The 16,710-nt window shown below is 69.4% G+C and carries 15 protein-coding genes; 2 read left to right on the forward strand and 13 right to left on the reverse strand.

Translation table 11 applies throughout. The annotated features are described in order from the left end of the window. From VFE83_RS18650 to gspE, 9 genes are all read right to left on the reverse strand, one after another. A partial coding sequence (locus VFE83_RS18650) for a PilN domain-containing protein (RefSeq protein ID WP_324908952.1) occupies positions 1–1,133 on the reverse strand: 1,133 nt, incomplete at its 3' end. Next, positions 1,130–2,029: a type II secretion system minor pseudopilin GspK gene (locus VFE83_RS18655; RefSeq protein WP_324908954.1), complete on the reverse strand. Its 900-nt coding sequence runs from the start codon at positions 2,027–2,029 to the stop codon at positions 1,130–1,132. The genes VFE83_RS18650 and VFE83_RS18655, both read right to left, overlap by 4 nt. Further along, entirely contained in the window at positions 2,026–2,676 is a 651-nt protein-coding gene (locus VFE83_RS18660; RefSeq protein WP_324908956.1) for a prepilin-type N-terminal cleavage/methylation domain-containing protein, read from the reverse strand. Before VFE83_RS18660 ends, VFE83_RS18655 begins: the two co-directional genes overlap by 4 nt. Continuing rightward, positions 2,673–3,110 carry a type II secretion system protein XpsI gene (gene xpsI, locus VFE83_RS18665; protein WP_324908958.1) on the reverse strand — a complete coding sequence of 146 codons (438 nt, stop codon included), beginning with the start codon at positions 3,108–3,110 and terminating at the stop codon, positions 2,673–2,675. The genes VFE83_RS18660 and xpsI overlap by 4 nt, the downstream gene beginning before the upstream one ends. Next, a complete protein-coding gene (gene xpsH, locus VFE83_RS18670) occupies positions 3,107–3,559 on the reverse strand; it encodes a type II secretion system protein XpsH (RefSeq protein ID WP_324908960.1) in 453 nt (150 codons plus the stop codon). Before xpsH ends, xpsI begins: the two co-directional genes overlap by 4 nt. A 26-nt stretch (positions 3,560–3,585) precedes the next feature. Next, complete coding sequence (gene gspG, locus VFE83_RS18675; protein ID WP_324908962.1) at positions 3,586–4,020, reverse strand: type II secretion system major pseudopilin GspG; 435 nt, start codon at positions 4,018–4,020, stop codon at positions 3,586–3,588. 212 nt (positions 4,021–4,232) lie between these two features. Beyond that, complete coding sequence (gene xpsF, locus VFE83_RS18680; protein WP_324908964.1) at positions 4,233–5,453, reverse strand: type II secretion system protein XpsF; 1,221 nt, start codon at positions 5,451–5,453, stop codon at positions 4,233–4,235. Between the two features lie 67 nt (positions 5,454–5,520). Beyond that, complete coding sequence (locus VFE83_RS18685; RefSeq protein WP_324908966.1) at positions 5,521–5,874, reverse strand: GIY-YIG nuclease family protein; 354 nt, start codon at positions 5,872–5,874, stop codon at positions 5,521–5,523. Between the two features lie 104 nt (positions 5,875–5,978). Further along, positions 5,979–7,697 (reverse strand): type II secretion system ATPase GspE, encoded by a 1,719-nt coding sequence (gspE, locus tag VFE83_RS18690; protein WP_324908968.1) that lies wholly within the window; start codon positions 7,695–7,697, stop codon positions 5,979–5,981. Positions 7,698–7,865: 168 nt separating this feature from the next. Between gspE and VFE83_RS18695 the strand changes: the two genes are divergently transcribed. Further along, a complete protein-coding gene (locus tag VFE83_RS18695) occupies positions 7,866–8,399 on the forward strand; it encodes a hypothetical protein (protein WP_324908970.1) in 534 nt (177 codons plus the stop codon). 718 nt (positions 8,400–9,117) lie between these two features. Here the strand turns inward: VFE83_RS18695 and purL are convergent. The 3 genes from purL to VFE83_RS18710 all read right to left on the reverse strand — a co-directional run bounded on the left by purL (position 9,118) and on the right by VFE83_RS18710 (position 14,582). Next, positions 9,118–13,026: a phosphoribosylformylglycinamidine synthase gene (gene purL, locus VFE83_RS18700; protein ID WP_324908972.1), complete on the reverse strand. Its 3,909-nt coding sequence runs from the start codon at positions 13,024–13,026 to the stop codon at positions 9,118–9,120. Between the two features lie 136 nt (positions 13,027–13,162). After that, the gene (locus VFE83_RS18705; protein WP_324908974.1) at positions 13,163–14,008 is read right to left on the reverse strand and encodes a DsbC family protein; all 846 of its coding nucleotides are present in this window, start codon (positions 14,006–14,008) and stop codon (positions 13,163–13,165) included. A gap of 106 nt (positions 14,009–14,114) precedes the next feature. Then, positions 14,115–14,582 (reverse strand): RDD family protein, encoded by a 468-nt coding sequence (locus tag VFE83_RS18710; protein ID WP_324908976.1) that lies wholly within the window; start codon positions 14,580–14,582, stop codon positions 14,115–14,117. A gap of 29 nt (positions 14,583–14,611) precedes the next feature. Here VFE83_RS18710 and xerD point away from each other — a divergent pair, with 29 nt between their 5' ends. Further along, on the forward strand, positions 14,612–15,577 hold the full coding sequence (xerD, locus tag VFE83_RS18715) for a site-specific tyrosine recombinase XerD (RefSeq protein WP_324908978.1): 966 nt from the start codon (positions 14,612–14,614) through the stop codon (positions 15,575–15,577). 466 nt (positions 15,578–16,043) lie between these two features. Here xerD and VFE83_RS18720 read toward each other — a convergent pair. After that, the coding region (locus tag VFE83_RS18720; protein WP_324908980.1) for an LptF/LptG family permease at positions 16,044–16,710 on the reverse strand (667 nt) is incomplete at its 5' end.

The following is a 16,710-nucleotide window of genomic DNA, read 5'->3' on the forward strand; positions in this document are numbered from 1 at the left end:
GTGAAGCGGTCGCGCCCGCTGGCCGGGTCCGGCATCAGCGCGCCGGTCAGCGACGGCGCGCGCCACAACGGCGAACCCTGCAGGCGCTGCACCAGCGACGGCGCCTCGCGGCTCAGGCCGATCATCAGCAGGCTGTTTTCCTCGATCGCGAGCTTTTCCAGATAGGTGCTGTCGGGCAGCCGGCGGGTGAGTTCGTCCATCACCTCCACCGCGGTCGGGCGCTGCGCACGCTGGCGGTCGAGGAAGGCCTGGCCTTCGATCAGGTCGATCAGCGTTTGCCGTTGCGTCGCCGCCTCCCGCGCCTGCGTGGCGTGCGCGGCGATGCGTGCTTCCAGTTCGTCGGCCGCAGCGCGACGGTTGGCCAGCAGTTGCCACATGGTCGCGGCGACGGCGATCAGCGCGATCGCCAGCAGGCCCAGGTTCCAGTAGCGGAATGGATCGCCATGGCTGCGACGCTGCGCCGGCGCGAGCAGGTTGATCCCCACCGGTTCGCCGTTGGCGCCACACACGTCCATGCCGGCCAGCGTCCGCGCCAGCGGGCCCAGCGCGGCCAACTGCGGCTCGAGGCCCTGGCGCGGCACCACCACCAGTTCCGCATCGAGCATCCCGTCGGCGTCGCGGCGCGACAACACGCGCGCATCGAATGCGACTGTTTCGGGCGTGAACGGCGTCTGCCGGTCGATCTCGAACCCGACGACATCGCGCAGGCGGTCCGCGGCGGCGGCGGGCAGGGTCAGGCGGCGGCGCAGGGCCGAAGCGGCCGGCAGCAGCAGCCAGCGCGGCAGGTCGGCGATGCGGGTGGGCAGCAGCGGCGTGAGCGGATCGACCGGTACGCCGATCGTTTCGTCACCGGCCAGGGCCAGTTGCGGCACGGCGCCCAGGTCGCGGAGTTCGCCACCCTGCTGCAGGCGCAACTGCACCGCATCGCCCTGCAACTGCAGCAGCAGGCGACCACGGTCGAAACCGAGGACGCGGCGCACGCCGGCGGGCAGCCACGCGGCCAAGTTGCGTCCCCACCACGACAGGAATCCGCCCGCGCCCGGCGTCAGGCGCGCGCCGAGGCGGCGCAGCCTGTCCTGCGCCCAGTCGGTGGCAGGCCGGCTCTCCGACCGGCTTTCGCTCCGTGCATTCATCGCGGCGATGCTCCCTCCTCCCAGCGCAACGGCATATACGCCATACCGGGCAGGCCCCCTCCGCCCACGCGCACGACGGTCCTCAATCGCGATTCGCGACCGTCGGCCAGGCGTGCGCGGCTGTCGATACTATAGGTGCCGCTGCCCGCGCCGGTCACGCCGGCCAGTGGCAGCGCGCCCGCTTCGGGCAGTCCGTCCGGACTCGGCGCCTCGCGACGGCGCACCAGGTCGGCACCATCCAGGCCCAGCGCGTTCAACACCGCCGCGGGCGCGACCGCGGGATCGGGCCGCGCCCGCCCGCTGTAGACGGTGAGGTTCGGCTCCAGCCGTGCGTAGAGTTCCGGCGTCATGCCGATCACCTGCAGCAGTTCGGCCACGCCTTCGAAGTCCCCGTCCTTGGCGCCGTACGGCAGACCGGCGGAGGCGTAGTCCGCATCTTCGCCGCCGCCGGAAGGCTGGCTCAGCGTATCGGCATCGCGCCAGTCGACGATGGCGCCCGCGAGCCGCGCGGCGTCGGCCGCCTCGATGCCCTCGCCCTGGATCAGCGCCGCGAGCGTCTGCGGATCGGCCTGGTTGATGTCGAGCTTGCCGTTCTCGTCGGTCACGCGCACCTCCACCTGCGCGCCGCCGTAGCGCCAGCGATACGGCCGGCCGTCGGGGCGCCATTGCAGGCGCGGATCGGGCAACGCGACCCGCGTGAGGGCGTATTCCATGCCGGCGCGGGCGGCGTTGGAGGCGACGATGCCGCGGGTCAGGACCCGGCCCTGCAGGTTTTCGGTGCGCGCGGCCAGCGCGAAGCCGCCGACCAGCGCGGTGAGCAGCACGATCAGCCACAGCACCAGGATCAGGGCGCTGCCCTGTGCGCCGGCGTGCGCCATGGCTCGTGACCGGCTCATTGCGTCTGTACCGGCAGGTTGAAGGCAGTGAACGTCGGCGCCAGCGGCGGGGCCACCACCAGCGGCGGCCACACGCGGCCGTCGCGGTCGACCAGCAGGATCTGCACCTGCAACGGCAGTTGCTCGTGGGCTTCCCACCGGTCCTGCCAGTCGCCCATGCGGCCGTCCTCATCGAGGGTGCGGTAGCGGAAACGCACCTCCCGCAAACCGTCGGCCAGCACTTCCGGCGGACGGGGCGGCTGCTCCTCCACGACTTCGCCCGCCAGCACCATGGCCAGCCCCAGCGTCAGGCGCACGCCGCCGCTGCGATCGTCCTCGATCACCAGCTCGTGCAGGTACGGGCCGCCGCGGCCGAGGTAGTCCGGCAGGTCGGCGACGAAACGCATCCGTTCGGGCTCGCCCGCAAAGCGCATCGTGACGCCCCGCGACTGGTCCAAGGCGAAGCCGACGGGACGCATCGCGTTCAGGCGCGTGCGCAGAAAGTTCTCGATGGTGCGCATGCGCTCGCTGCGCTCGGCCATGGCCTCGCCACGGGTGGCGGTGCGGGTGGCGGCGCCGAGCGTCGAAAACGCCAGTGCCAAGCCCGCCACCAGCAGCACGGTGGCCAGCAGCACTTCGATCAGGGTGAAGCCGCGCGAGCGCCTCATGGGAGGACGGCCTCCGGTCCGGGTGCGGCCAGGCGCAGCGTGCTCATCCGCAGGCGCTGTCCGGGACCGGCATCGCCCCACTCCATCGCCAGCGTGATCTCGTACAGCTCCGGCCCGCTCACCGCCACCGGCTGCGCCGCGACGACCAGCGCCGGATCGCGCCAGCGCGCCACGCGCAGCTGCCAGCGGTAGCGGCCTTCCTCCAACTCGCCATTTCGCTGCACCGCCGTGAGCCGCTCGCCGACGCCGACCTGGTCCATCAGCGACTGCGCATGCAGCACCGCGCGACCGGCATCATCCGCCCAGCGCACCTGTCGCGCGGAGTTGGACAGGATGCCCAGCAGCAACGTCAGCGCCACCGCCAGCAGCGCGAACGCGACGATCACCTCGATCAGCGTGTAGCCGCGTTGCCGCATCGGCCGCGCACGGATCATCGTGCCACCTCCGCACGCCGCAGCTTCACTTCGCCGGTGAGCCATGCGACATCGACATTCCAGGCCGCGCGGCGGGCGCTGAGCTGCACGCGGCCGCCGGTGCTGGCGCCATCGGCGAAGAACACGATGGCGCCTTCGCCTCGGCGCGGCTGCATTTCGCGCGCGCCGGTGAAGGTGATGCGCAGCGAATCGGGGATCTCGCCCTTGCGCCCGTTCGGCGCGGTCCAGCGATGCGCCGCCGGATCGAGCGTGAAGCGCTGCGGCCTGCCGGAGGCGATGGCCTGGGTGCGGGTGAAGCGCAGCGCGGCGGCGATCTCCTTGGCGCTGGAACGCAGTTGCATGCCGGCCAGGCCGCCGCCCAGTGCGCCGGCCGCCAGCAGCCCGATGCCCGCGATCAGCGCGATCACCAGCAGCATCTCGAGCAGCGATGTGCCGCGGACCGCGCGCATGGATCAGGTTCCGGAAATGGCGCCGGTCACTCGTACTTGATGTCGGCGTCGACGCTGGTGCCGCCCGGCTTGCCGTCCTTGCCCAGGATCACCAGGTCGTACGGGCCGCCCTCGCCGGGCGCCCGATATTCGACCGGATGTCCCCATGGGTCCTTCAGCTCGGCCGCCTTGGCGTACGGGCCGAGCCAGCCGTTCACGTCGGACGGCTGCGTGACCAGTTCCTCCAGCGAGGTCGGCAGGCGGCCGGTGTCCATCTGGAACGAGTCCACCTTGCCGGCCAGCGTCTGCACCTGCGCCTTGGCGATGTTGTAGTCGCCGCGGTCCTTGCCGCCCAGCACGCGGCTGCCGACGAAGGCCAGCACCGCGCCGATCAGCACGATCACGATGATGATCTCGATCAGGCTCATGCCGCGCTGGCGTGCGGCCGACGGGGAGCGGGTGATGGAGCGGCGATTGCGCATGGAGGAGGTCCTTTTCGAAAAATGGATGTTTACCCGACTTGGGCGCTCTATTGGATGACCACGGGGGCGAATGTTCAGTTCCGGGACCTGCACCGCGGGATCGGCAGGCCTTGCCTTGCGGCCCCGCATCCTGAAGGGGACGAGTGCGGGCGCGTGGCCCCGCACCCGGGCCGCCGTCCCGGGCTGGTCACGCCGTCCGTGGCGCATGCGGCTCAGGCTCCTATCGATCCGGTCAGATCGTAGATGGGCGCCAGCACCGCGACGATCACGATGCCGACCAGCAGCGCCAGCACCACCGTGACCAGCGGCACCAGCGCCGCGAGCATGCGGTCCAGCGCCAGCGAGGTTTCCTGCTCGAAGGTCTCGGCCGTCTTCACCAGCATCGCGTCGAGCGCGCCGGACTCCTCGCCCACCTGGATCATCTGCAGCGCCAGGCGTGGAAACCGCTTGCCGCGGCCCAGCGCGACCGACAGCGGCACGCCGTTCTTCACTTCCTCCGCCGCGGCGTCCACGTCGGCGGACAGCACGCGGTTGGCAAGCACGTTGCGGCCGATGCCCAGCGCCGTCATCAGCGGCACGCCGTTGCGCACCAGCGTACCCAGCGTGCGCGCCAGGCGCGCGGTCTCGACCTTGGCCACCAGCGCACCGGCGAAGCGCTGCTGCAGCAGCCAGGCGTCCAGCGACTCGCGAAATGCGGGATCGCGCCGCTTGCGATCGAACCACCACAACGCCAGCGCCGGCAGGAGCAACAGCAGAATCCACCAGTCGCGCACGAACAGGCCCACGCCCAGCACCATGCGCGTGAAGATGGGCAACTCCGCGTCCAGGCTCTCGTACATCGCCGCGAACTGCGGGACCACGTAGCCGAGCAGGAACAGCAGGCTCAGGCCCACCATCACCAGCAGGATCGCCGGATAGATCAGCGCGTTGACCACGCGCCCCTGCAGCGCACGCGAACGTTCCAGGTAATCGGCCAGGCGCGCGAGCGTCTCGTGCAGCGTGCCGCCGGCCTCGCCCGCGCGCACCATGTTCACGTACAGCCGCGAGAACGTGCCGTGCTGTCGTTCCAGCGCGGCCGACAGCGAGCTGCCGCCGCGCACCGCATCGCGGATGTCGCCGATGGTGCGGCGCGCGCTTTCGTCCTCCGGCAGTTCCAGCAGGATGCCGAGCGCGCGATCCAGCGGCTGCCCCGCACCGAGCAGCGTCGCCAGTTGCTGCGTGAACTGCACCAGCCGCGCGCCGGCGAACGGCTTGGGCTTGAACAGGTTCTTCCACAGCGACGTGCCGCCGCCTTCGCTGGCGAGCTTGGCCTCGACCGGCAGATGCCCCTGCTCCTGCAACCGCGCCACCACCTCGGCATTGCTCGCCGCCTCCATCTGGCCGTCGAGCAGCTCACCGCGCGGGTTGAGGGCTTTGTAGTGGTAGAGGGGCATGGGGTGGGTCGGGAATCGGGAATTGGGAATCAGGAGTTGGGAGTCGGAAGTCGGAAGTCGGAAGAGCCTATCGCTTTTGCCCGTCATTCCCGCGAAGGCGGGAATCCATGGACGTTGCCTTTGGCGTCGTGCCGACGACGTCCGGCCACAAGTCCCGCCACGAAGGATTCATCTCGTCCACCAGCCGCAGCTTCCATTCGCGGTTCCACTTCTTGATGCGTTTCTCGCGCTGGATCGCCGACTCCATCGACTCGTGAAGCTCATACCAGACCAGACGTGTAACGTGATAACGGTCGCTGAAACCTTCGATGGCACGCTCGCGGTGCTGCCATGTGCGCTTGACGAGATTACTGGTGACGCCCAAGTACAAAGTGCCATTCCTGGAACTGGCCAGCAGGTAGACGCAAGGTTGTTTTTGCATTGTTCATCCGTGAAAGCCTGGAACGTCCATGGATTCCCGCCTCCGCGGGAATGACGAGCAAAGCCCACCGCTGACTGCCCGCTCAAGCGCCCTGCACCTGCGTACTACGCATCCTCCGTCACCCGCAGCACTTCCTCGATCGTCGTCTCGCCGCGCAGGGCCTTCGCGATGCCGTCCTCGTACATCGTGCGCATGCCGTGCTGGCGGGCGATCTGCTCCAGTTCGCCCATGCCAGCGTGGCGCATCACCGCGCGGCGCAGTTCGTCGTTCATCACCAGGAATTCCATGATCGTCGTGCGGCCCAGATAGCCCGTCGGCGACACCGGCGACGGCATCGGGTGGTACAGGTGGATCTCGCCCTCCGGCTGATACCGGCGCAGGTTGAACTTCTCGATCTCTTCGGGCGAGGCGCGGTAGCGCTGCGCGTGCGTGGGCTCCAGTCGACGCACCAGTCGTTGCGCCAGGATGCCGTTGATGGTGGACGTGAGCAGGTAGTCCTCGACACCCATGTCGAGCAGGCGCGTGATGCCGCCGGCCGCGTTGTTGGTGTGCAGCGTGGACAGCACCAGGTGGCCGGTGAGCGCGGACTGGATCGCGATGCGACACGTCTCCAGGTCGCGCATTTCGCCGATCATGATGATGTCCGGGTCCTGGCGCACGATGCTGCGCAACGCATGCGCGAAATCCAGTCCGATCTGCGGCTTGGCCTGGATCTGGTTGATGCCTTCGATCTGGTATTCGACGGGGTCCTCGACGGTGATGATCTTCACGTCGGGCGTGTTGAGCTTGCTCAGCGCCGTGTACAGCGTCGTGGTCTTGCCCGAACCGGTCGGACCGGTGACCAGCAGGATGCCGTGCGGCTGCTCCAGCACCTTCTGGAACTGCGGCAGGAACACGTCGGTGAACCCCAGCCGCTTGAAGTCGAACACCACCGTCTCGCGGTCCAGCAGGCGCATGACCACGCTTTCGCCGTGCGCGGTCGGCACGGTACTGACACGCAGGTCCAGCTCCTTGCCCTGCACGCGCAGCATGATGCGGCCGTCCTGCGGCAGGCGACGTTCGGCGATGTTGAGCTTGGCCATGATCTTGATGCGGCTGATCACGGCGGCGGTGAGGTTGGCCGGCGGGCTTTCGCCTTCGCTCAGCACGCCGTCGATGCGGTAACGCACCTTCAGGCGGTTCTCGAACGGCTCGATGTGGATGTCCGACGCGCGCAACTCGACCGCACGCTGGATGATCAGGTTGACCAGGCGGATGACCGGCGCTTCGGAGGCGAGGTCGCGCAGGTGCTCGACGTCGTCCAGGTCGCCGGCGCCGCCCTCGCCTTCGGCGGTTTCGACGATGGCGCCCATCGCACTGCGACCCTGACCGTGCCAGCGTTCGATCAGGTCTCCGATCTCCGAGCGCAGCGCCACCGCGGCGAGCACGTCCCGGCCCGTCGCCAGGCGCAGCGCATCGATGGTGTAGACGTCCTGCGGATCGGCCATCAGCACGTCCACGGCCTCGTCGCTCTCGCCGACCGGGCACACGGAAAACTGCTTCATGAAGCGCGTGGACAGCGCGACGCCTTCGGGCGGCAGTTCGGGCGCGTCCTTCACGCTCACCAGCGGCAGGCCCAGTACTTCGGCGCAAGTCTCGGCGTGGTCGCGTTCGGACACCAGGCCCAGGCGGGCGAGCAGTGCGAGCAGGCTGCCTCCGGTTTCTTCCTGCAGGCGGCGCGCGCGGCCGAGATCGGCTTCCTTGAGCCGGCCCTTGGCGAGCAGGGCGTCGACGATGCGTTCTTCGGCGCTGGAGTCGATGGTGTCGTTGGCGACTGCGTTCACGCTTTCCAGGTCGTTGCCGACCTCCTCCGCGACTGACCCGCCGACTTTAGCAGGCGCACGTTGACGGTCGTGCGTAGCCGTTCGCACCGTTCACCGGGAAAGCGCGCTCGGCTGGCGCGGCCGCCCCGTGCTGCGTACGCTTTGTCCTCCACAAGGGGGACAGAACGCATGAAGACCTATCTCGCTGCGGTCGCGGCCGCAGCCGTGTTCATCGCCGGTGCCGGCGTCGGCTACACCGCGCAGAAGCCGCAGCGCACCGACCCGGCGATGTACCACACCAAGCCCAACCAGGACGCTGCCAAGGCACTGCTGGCCGTGGCCAGGATCCAGGCCGGCAAGGGCAGCTGGGAGCAGATCGCCGTGGGCCGCGTCTATTACCTGGGCGGCTTCAAGGCCGAGGGCCAGGCCATCTTCGACGCGATCCTGGCCGGCAAGCACGAGGACAGCGACGTGTACCGCATCGCCCGCGTCTACAGCGAGGCGGGCGAATGGGCGAAGGCCCAGCCGCTGTTCGACCGCTACTTCAAGTCCACCGAGGACGACGCCACCGGCTTCGCCGAGGTCGGCGCGCTGTACCTGCTCAACGGCGACCGAAGCCGGGCCGAGCAGATGTTCGACCGCTCCGTGCAGATCGAACCGGAAGACTTGTGGGCGACGCTGCACATCGCGGGCGCTTATCTCAACGTGAAGCCGCAGGAGTAAGCACTGCCTCGACGTCCGGAGTTCCTGCTCGTCATCCCCGCGAAGGCGGGGATCCAGGGACTTTTCACGCTTTCCCGTTCGCGTGTCCGAGGCGCAAGAGCAAGGGCTTTCGTCCGTCCAAGGCCGGTCGGGTGTTGCACGAGGGCATAAGCGCTGCCCTCAACGTCCGCCGCTCTTGCTCGTCATCCCCGCGAAGGCGGGGATCCAGGGACTTTTCACGCTTTCCCGCTCGCGTGTCTGACACGTAAGAGCAAGAGCTTTCGTTCGTCTAGGCGGCCGGGTGTGGCCCCGGGGCATAAGCACTGCCCTCGACGTCCGCAGCTCTTGCTCGTCATCCCCGCGAAGGCGGGGATCCAGGGACTTTTCACGCTTTCCCGTCCGGCTTTCGACAGGCCACGCGGCAGTGCCGCGTAGCACCTCGGTAAGAAGGCTTGGAGCTGCCGTCCCTGGCGTTACGTAGCGGGCTTCGGATCGCCCTGCCCGGCCATCCGTGGCCAGGCGTTCAGCGGACCACGCGGCATGCCGCGTGAGCGGTCCGCCTCACCCATCCATGACCGGGCGTTTGGCAGGCCACGCGGCAGTGCCGCGTAGCACCGCAGTTTGAGGACTTGGCGATGCCGTCCCTCGCGTTACGTAGCGGGCTTCGGATTGCCCGGCCCGGCCATCCGTGGCCGGGCGTTCGCGGCCGCGCGCGCCAGTGGCGCGCAAGCGCGGCCGCTCACCCCACCCACACCCTGGCGTTGCGGAACAGGCGCATCCACGGGGAGTCGCCTTCCCAGCCGTTGGGAGCCCAGCTGAAGTTGACGCTGCGCAGCGTGCGCTCGGGGTGCGGCATGAGGATGGTCACGCGGCCGTCGTCGGTGGTCAGGCCGGTAATGCCGTCGGGCGATCCGTTCGGGTTGAGCGGGTAGCGCGTGGCGACCTGGCCGTTGCCGTCGATGTAGCGCAGCGTGACGTGCGCGGCGGTCTGGTCCAGCGTGCTGTCGAATTCGGCCCGGCCTTCGCCGTGCGCCACCGCCACAGGGATGCGCGAACCCGCCATGCCGCGCAGGAACAGCGACGGCGTTTCGAACACTTCCAGCAGCGCCAGGCGCGCTTCGTACTGCTCGCCCTTGTTGCGCAGGAAGCGTGGCCAGTGCGTTGCACCCGGGATGATCGACTTGAGCTGGCTGAGCATCTGGCAGCCGTTGCACACGCCCAGCGAGAACGTCTCCGGACGAGCGAAATACGCGGCAAACGCGTCGCGCAACGCCGGACGTTCGAGGATGGACGTCGCCCAGCCGCGTCCCGCGCCCAGCACGTCGCCGTAGCTGAAACCGCCGCAGGCAACCAGGCCGGTGAACTCGTCGAGCTGGAAGCGGCCCGCGATGAGGTCGCTCATGTGCACGTCGACCGCCTCGAAACCGGCGCGATCGAAACCGCGCGCCATCTCGATCTGGCTGTTGACGCCCTGCTCGCGCAGGATTGCCACCTTCGGACGCACGCCGGTGTTGATGAAGGGCGCGGCGACGTCGTCGTTGGGCTCAAAGGTCAACCTGGGCTTGAGGCCCGGCGCGTTGAAGTCGCGCGCGACCGTGCGCTCCTCGTCGGCGCAGTCCGGGTTGTCGCGCAGCCTGTGCATGGCGTGCGTGGTGGCCCACCACGCATCGAAGAGTTCTTCCCAGCGCCATTCGACCAGCGTCTGGCCTTCGTCGCGCACGCGCACCGACGGCGCGCTGGTCGGACGCGCGATGCGCTGCGCGCAGTCGATGAGCCCGTGCCGCGCGACCAGGTCGGCGAACTCGGCGCGGTCCTCCACCGACACCTGCACGATGGCGCCCAGTTCCTCGTTGAACAGCGTGCGGAACGGGTCGTCGCCCCAGCCGTCCAGGCTGATGTCCAGGCCCACGCGCGAGCAGAACGCCATCTCGCACAGCGCCGCGAACGCACCGCCGTCGGAACGGTCGTGGTAGGCCTTGATGATGCCGGCCTCGCGCGCGTCGCGGATGAGCTCGAAGAAGTCGCGCAGGCGCTGCGGATTGTCCAGGTCCGGCACGCCGAGCGGGCCGTTGAATGCCGGCAGCGAAGCAGCGCCGTCGACGGCATCCGGATGGCACTGCGCCAGCACCGAACCGCCGAGCCGCTGCTTGCCTGCGCCCAGGCCGATCAGCCACAGGTCGGACTCTTCGTCGCGCGAAAGCAGCGGCGTGAGCTGCTGGCGCACGTCCACCACCGGTGCGAACGCGCTGACCACCAGCGACACGGGCGATACGGTCTTCTGCGTCGCTCCATCGGCATGCCACTGCGCCTGCATCGACAGCGAGTCCTTGCCGACCGGGATGCTCAGGTCGAGTTCCGGGCACAGTTCCAGGCCCACCGCCTTGACCGCGTCGAACAGGCGCGCGTCCTCGCCGGCGTGGCCGGCGGCGGCCATCCAGTTGGCGGACAGCTTGATGCGGTTGAGCGACTCGACCGGTGCGGCGCACAGGTTGGTGATCGCCTCGCCGACGGCCATACGCGCGGCCGCGGCGGCATCGAGCAGCGCCAGCGGCGTGCGTTCGCCGATCGCCATCGCCTCGCCGGTCACGCCATCGAAGCCCGCCAGCGTGATCGCGCAATCGGCCAGCGGCAGCTGCCACGGACCGATCATCTGGTCGCGCACGGTCAGTCCGCCGACGGTGCGGTCGCCTATGGTCACCAGGAAGTTCTTGGACGCGACCGCCGGATGCGCCATCACGCGCAGCGCGGCATCGCGCAGCTCCAGCCCGTCCCAGTCCAGCGACGGCCACGGAGCGGCACCCGGACGGCGCGCGTCGCGGTGCATCTTCGGCGGCTTGCCGAACAGCACATCCATGGGCAGGTTGATCGGCCAGTCGCGGCCCGGCTCGCGCGCGTTCTCGCGCGTGGCGCCGTATCCGACCACCAGATGCTCTTCCGCGGTCGCGTAGCCGACGGCCGCGAACGGGCAGCGCTCGCGTTCGCAGATCTGAGCGAACTCCTCCACGCGGTCGGCCGGAATGCCGAGCACGTAACGCTCCTGCGACTCGTTGCACCACAGCTGCATCGGCGATAGCGACGGGTCGTCGCTGGGCACCTTGGCCAGGTCGATCACGCCGCCCAGGCCGGAGTCGTGCAGCAGTTCGGGAATCGCGTTGGACAGCCCGCCCGCGCCGACGTCGTGCGCGGTGGCGATGGGGTTGTCCTCGCCGCGCGCGACGCAGCGATCGATCACTTCCTGGCAGCGGCGCTCCATTTCCGGGTTGTCGCGCTGCACGCTGGCGAAATCGAGTTCCTCGTGGCTGTCGCCCGAGGCCACCGAACTGGCGGCACCGCCGCCCAGGCCGATCAGCATCGCCGGGCCGCCCAGCACGATCACCGCATCGCCTGGCTGCAGGCCGAGCTTCCTCACCTGCGGCCGGTCGATGGCGCCCAGGCCGCCGGCCAGCATGATCGGCTTGTCGTAGGCGCGTACCTGCGGGCCTTCGTCCAGTTCGAAACTGCGGAAATAGCCGGCGAGGTTGGGACGGCCGAACTCGTTGTTGAACGCGGCCGCGCCAAGCGGGCCGTCTAGCATGATCTCCAGCGCCGAGGCCATGCGCGGGTTCAGCGCGCGCGGGCGCTCCCACGGCTGCGGCAGCGTGGGAATGCGCAGGTGCGAAACGCTGAAACCGCACAGGCCGGCCTTCGGACGGCCGCCACGGCCGGTCGCGCCTTCGTCGCGGATCTCGCCGCCGGCACCGGTGGACGCACCGGGGAACGGGGCGATCGCGGTGGGATGGTTGTGGGTTTCGACCTTGATCGCGAACGCCGATTCGACTTCGGGTTCGCTGCGGTAGACGTGCGTCTGCGGATCCGGACGGAAGCGCTGGCTGGCGTAGCCCTCCACCACCGCGGCGTTGTCGCTGTACGCCGAGAGCGTGTGCTCCGGCGTGGTGGCGTGGGTGTGCTTGATCATCTTGAACAGCGACGTCGTCTGCTCGACGCCGTCGATGGTCCAGGACGCGTTGAAGATCTTGTGGCGGCAGTGCTCGGAATTGGCCTGCGCGAACATCATCAGCTCGACGTCCGACGGATCGCGGCCCAGTACGGCGTAGCGCTCGCGCAGGTAGGCGATCTCGTCGTCGGCCAGCGCCAGGCCCAGGCGCACGTTGGCCGTTTCCAGGTCCGCCAGCGGGATGCGCTCCAGCTCGCCGCGCGCCGGCACCGAGAACAGCGCGATCGCGTCTTCGGGAGCTTCCAGCAGCGACTGGGTCATCGGGTCGTGCAGGACCTTCGCCAGCGCGCCCTGCGTGGCGGCATCGCCCGGCCACCCGGCCAGGTCGTAGCGGGTGCCGCGCTCGACGCGCCTGATCGGCAGCCCGGCGCCGTGCAGCAGTTCCGTCGACTTGCTGGCCCAGGGCGACAACGTGCCCAGGCGCGGCGTGACATAGCGCGAGACCGCGCCCGGCGCGCGCGGCGCTTCGCTCGTTTCGGCCTGGAGGATGCGGCGCAGCGCGTCCGGATCCGGCATGGCGTCGGTCTCCGGCTCGACCCAGTAGACGGGCCAGGCGCCGAGGACGCGGACGGACGGATGGAGGGCTTGCAGGCGGGCTTGGAGCCGTTCCAGTCGGAACGGCGACAGGGCGGATGCGCCCTCGAGGACGATCATGTCCGGGGAACCGTGCAACGTCGGGCCCGACATTGTACCCAAAGCGCCCGCCGCCCCGGCGGAGCCGCGCCCGGCACCTGGGGCGGAAACGACGACGCCGCCCGGAGGCGGCGTCGCGCGGCGCAGTTGCGGAGACTCAGGCGCCCGGCGGCTTGCCGGCAGCAGCGGTCTGGGTCCGCTCGGCGGCCAGCTTGTCCAGCGTCTCGCGCAGTGCCGCCGGCGGCACGTAGCCGCCGACCTGCACGCCCTCGCGGGTCAGGATCATCGGCGTGCCGGTCAGGCCCACGCGCTGGCCGATGTCGTACTGCATGTTCACGCTGGTCTTGCAGCTGCGCGCCGGCGGCGGGCGGTCGTTCTTGGCCTCGGTGAGCGCCTTGCGGCGATCGGTCGCGCACCACACCGCCACCATCTTCTTGTAGTCCTCGCTGCCGATGCCCATGCGCGGGAACGCGAGGTATTCCACGGCGATGCCCTGGCGGTTGTACTCGGCGATCTCGCTGTGCAGCTTGCGGCAGTAGCCGCATTCGACGTCGGTGAAGATGGTGACCGTGTACTTGGGGTTCGGCGGCGCGAAGACGATGCGCTCGCTGGCCGGGATGGTCTGCAGCAACTGCTTGCGCATCGCCGCCATCGCGTCCTCGCTGAGGTTCTTCTTGGCGTCCACGTCGAACAGCGCACCGCCGGAACCGGGCAGGAACAGATAGCGGCCGTCATCGCTGACGTACACCACCTGGCCGGCGACGATGGCCTCGCGGAAGCCCGGCAGCGGCGCGGCGCCGACGCGCTCCACCTCGACCTGCGGATTGAGCTGGCGCACGGCTTCGACCGCCCGCGCATCCGGCGTGCCCGGCTTCGGCTTGGCCGCGGCCGGCTTGGCCGCCGACGCGACGGTGGCCGGCGCCTGTGCGGCGGAACCGCTGGGCGCCTGCGCACAAGCGGAAAGGCTGATGGCGCCGAACGCGGCGAGGACGAGTCGCTTCATCTGGGGGTTTCCTGGTGGGCGGTACGGGACCGCTCGATCGGGGGATGGCCGATTGTGGCATGGGCACGCGATGCGGCCAGTGTCGGAGGTCGCAGCGGCGGTGCGGCTACCGGGCGGGTTTGGGCAGCCGGATCATGCGGGTGCCGCTGGCGCGGTCGTGCCAGGTCAGGCGATCGCGATCGAACCACGCCCACCAGAACCCCAGTCCGGCCGGCAGCAGCGACACGCTGCCCACGGCAAAGCGAAGCGCAAGCCCGCGCCACGACGGCGCGGCACCTGTCGTGTCGACCACCTTCAGCCGCCATGGTCGCATGCCGAGCGTCTGCCCGCCGCGTCGCCAGCTCAGCAGCGCGTACGCGCCGGTGATCAGCCAGCACACCACCCACAGCAGCCACTGCAATGCGCTGAACGGCTCGATGTTCTCGCGGCTGGCATGGCCGCTGACCGTGTAGCCCACGGTGAACAGCAGTGACGCCAGCATCCACATCGCCACTACGGGCCACAGGTCGTACAGCAGCGCGAGCATGCGCCAGCCGATCAGCGCGGCGGGTTTCGAAGAAGGAGGCGATGCCATCGCATCAGGATAGCCGCTAAGCTCCCGGCATGACTGCACGGACTCCCGCGGAACGCCGCGTCGTCGCCATGGCGTTGCCGGATCTGGCGGAATCCGACGCCGCCGTGATCGCGCGCTTTCTCGATGCGATCTGGGCCGAAAACGGACTCGCGCAACCCACCCTCGACAGCTACCGGCGCGACCTGGAACTGCTCGCACGCTGGGCCAGTCCGCACGCATCACCGCGCCGGGTGGGGCTCGCTGCCGCAGACCGCGCGATGCTGTTCGACTATCTCGCCTGGCGTGCGCAGCACGGTTATTCGCCGCGCAGCAACGCACGTCTGCTTTCGGCCCTGCGCGCCTTCTTCGCCTGGCAGGTGCGACGCGGAGAACGCGGCGACGACCCGACCGCATTGCTCGAACCGCCGAAGCTGCCGCGATCGCTGCCCAAGGCCCTCGCGGAAAGCCAGATCGACGCGCTGCTGGCCGCGCCCGACATCGCCACGCCGCTGGGCCTGCGCGACCGCGCGATGCTCGAGCTGATGTATGCCGCGGGCCTGCGCGTGAGCGAACTGGTCAACCTGCCCGCGACCGCGGTGAACCTGCGCCAGGGCGCGCTGCGCGTGACCGGCAAGGGCAGCAAGGAGCGACTCGTCCCGCTGGGCGAGGAAGCGCAGCACTGGCTGGAGCGCTATCTGGCGGATGCGCGGGCGCAACTCGCCGGCAAGCGCGCGTTGGCACCGTTGTTCATCGGCACCACCGGCGAGGCCCCAACGCGACAGCAGTTCTGGCAACTGGTGAAGCGCTACGCGGCAGCGGCAGGCATCGATCCATCACGCATCAGCCCGCACGGCCTGCGCCACAGCTTCGCCACGCACCTGCTCAACCGCGGCGCCGACCTGCGCGCCCTGCAGATGCTGCTGGGCCACAGTTCGCTATCGACCACGCAGATCTACACGCTGGTGGCGCGTGAGCAGTTGAAGAAGCTGCATGCGAAGCATCACCCGCGCGGGTGAGACAGGCCGCTTGCGCGGCACTGCCGCGCGGCCTGGCGAACGCCCGGCCATGGATGGCCGGGCCGGGCGTTCCGTAGCCAATGCGATGCGCCATGGATGGCGGATGCGGGGCTGATCGAAGCAGCGCTGTCGCAGTGCGCGCGTGGCGAGAAGCTGAGGATGAGCTCGCGGCGAGTATGCGTGGCGAGCTAATGAGCAGTCGGGTCGGTAGCGCCCGGGGTCACCGTGCTTGTGCGATCGCTGCCATCCATGGCGATACGTGATGGGGTCACGGAATGCCCTGCCCGGCCATCCATGGCCGGGCGTTCGGCCGCGCGCGAGCCAGTGGCTCGCAAGCGCGAGATCGCTGTGCTTGTGCAATGGCTGCCATCCATGGCGGTACGTGATGGGCTCACGGAACGCCCGGCCCGGCCATCCATGGCCGGGCGTTCAGCGGACTACGCGGCATGCCGCGTAGCAGCCCGCTTCACCCACTCCTACGCTTGAACAGGAACGCCGAGACGCCGAGCATGATCAGCGTCGGCAGCAGGTACGCGATGCGGTAGTCGAACCTGTACACCGTTGCCAGCTTCACGAACTGCGTCTGCAGCAGCCAGAAGCCCAGGGCGAACACGATGCCGATGAACAGGCGCTTGCCCATGCCGCCGCTGCGCAACGTGCCGAAGGCGAACGGCACCGCGGCCAGGCACAGGGCCAGCACGTTGACCGGATAGAACCAGCGGCCCCAGTAGTGCTCCTGGAATTCGGAGGCGTCCAGTTCGTTGCGCTCGCGGTATTCGATGGCCGTGCGCAGGTCCATCGCCGACAGGTAACGCGGACGTTCGGTGCCGGCCGACAGCGCGGCCGCGTCGAGCTTCGAATCCCAGCGCTCCTCGGCGACCGTCTCCTGTCGCACCGCACGTTCTTCGAAGTGATTGCGCACCACCTGGCGCAGCACCCAGCCACCGGGCCGATGCTCGGCGATCTTGGCGAAGGCCATCGACGCGAGGTGCCCCTTGGCGTCGAACTCGAACAGGGTGACGTCGTGCAGTTCGAGCCAGCGATCGCCATCGCGTTCGCGTTCCTGCCCGCCCTGTGCGTTGAGGATGATCTCGCCCTCGCGCGCCCAAACACCGGCGTATTGCGCGACCACG

The sequence above is a fragment of the Lysobacter sp. genome, from assembly GCF_035655815.1.
GTDB lineage: Bacteria > Pseudomonadota > Gammaproteobacteria > Xanthomonadales > Xanthomonadaceae > Lysobacter_J.

Bases quoted from the DNA above. Each gene is read 5' to 3' on its own strand.
- VFE83_RS18705 (WP_324908974.1), bottom strand. From the start codon at position 14,008: ATGAAGCGACTCGTCCTCGCCGCGTTCGGCGCCATCAGCCTTTCCGCT.
- VFE83_RS18685 (WP_324908966.1), bottom strand. From the start codon at position 5,874: ATGCAAAAACAACCTTGCGTCTACCTGCTGGCCAGTTCCAGGAATGGC.
- VFE83_RS18660 (WP_324908956.1), bottom strand. From the start codon at position 2,676: ATGAGGCGCTCGCGCGGCTTCACCCTGATCGAAGTGCTGCTGGCCACC.
- VFE83_RS18655 (WP_324908954.1), bottom strand. From the start codon at position 2,029: ATGAGCCGGTCACGAGCCATGGCGCACGCCGGCGCACAGGGCAGCGCC.
- xpsF (WP_324908964.1), bottom strand. From the start codon at position 5,453: ATGCCCCTCTACCACTACAAAGCCCTCAACCCGCGCGGTGAGCTGCTC.
- purL (WP_324908972.1), bottom strand. From the start codon at position 13,026: ATGATCGTCCTCGAGGGCGCATCCGCCCTGTCGCCGTTCCGACTGGAA.
- xpsI (WP_324908958.1), bottom strand. From the start codon at position 3,110: ATGATCCGTGCGCGGCCGATGCGGCAACGCGGCTACACGCTGATCGAG.
- xpsH (WP_324908960.1), bottom strand. From the start codon at position 3,559: ATGCGCGCGGTCCGCGGCACATCGCTGCTCGAGATGCTGCTGGTGATC.
- gspG (WP_324908962.1), bottom strand. From the start codon at position 4,020: ATGCGCAATCGCCGCTCCATCACCCGCTCCCCGTCGGCCGCACGCCAG.
- VFE83_RS18695 (WP_324908970.1), top strand. From the start codon at position 7,866: ATGAAGACCTATCTCGCTGCGGTCGCGGCCGCAGCCGTGTTCATCGCC.
- VFE83_RS18710 (WP_324908976.1), bottom strand. From the start codon at position 14,582: ATGGCATCGCCTCCTTCTTCGAAACCCGCCGCGCTGATCGGCTGGCGC.
- xerD (WP_324908978.1), top strand. From the start codon at position 14,612: ATGACTGCACGGACTCCCGCGGAACGCCGCGTCGTCGCCATGGCGTTG.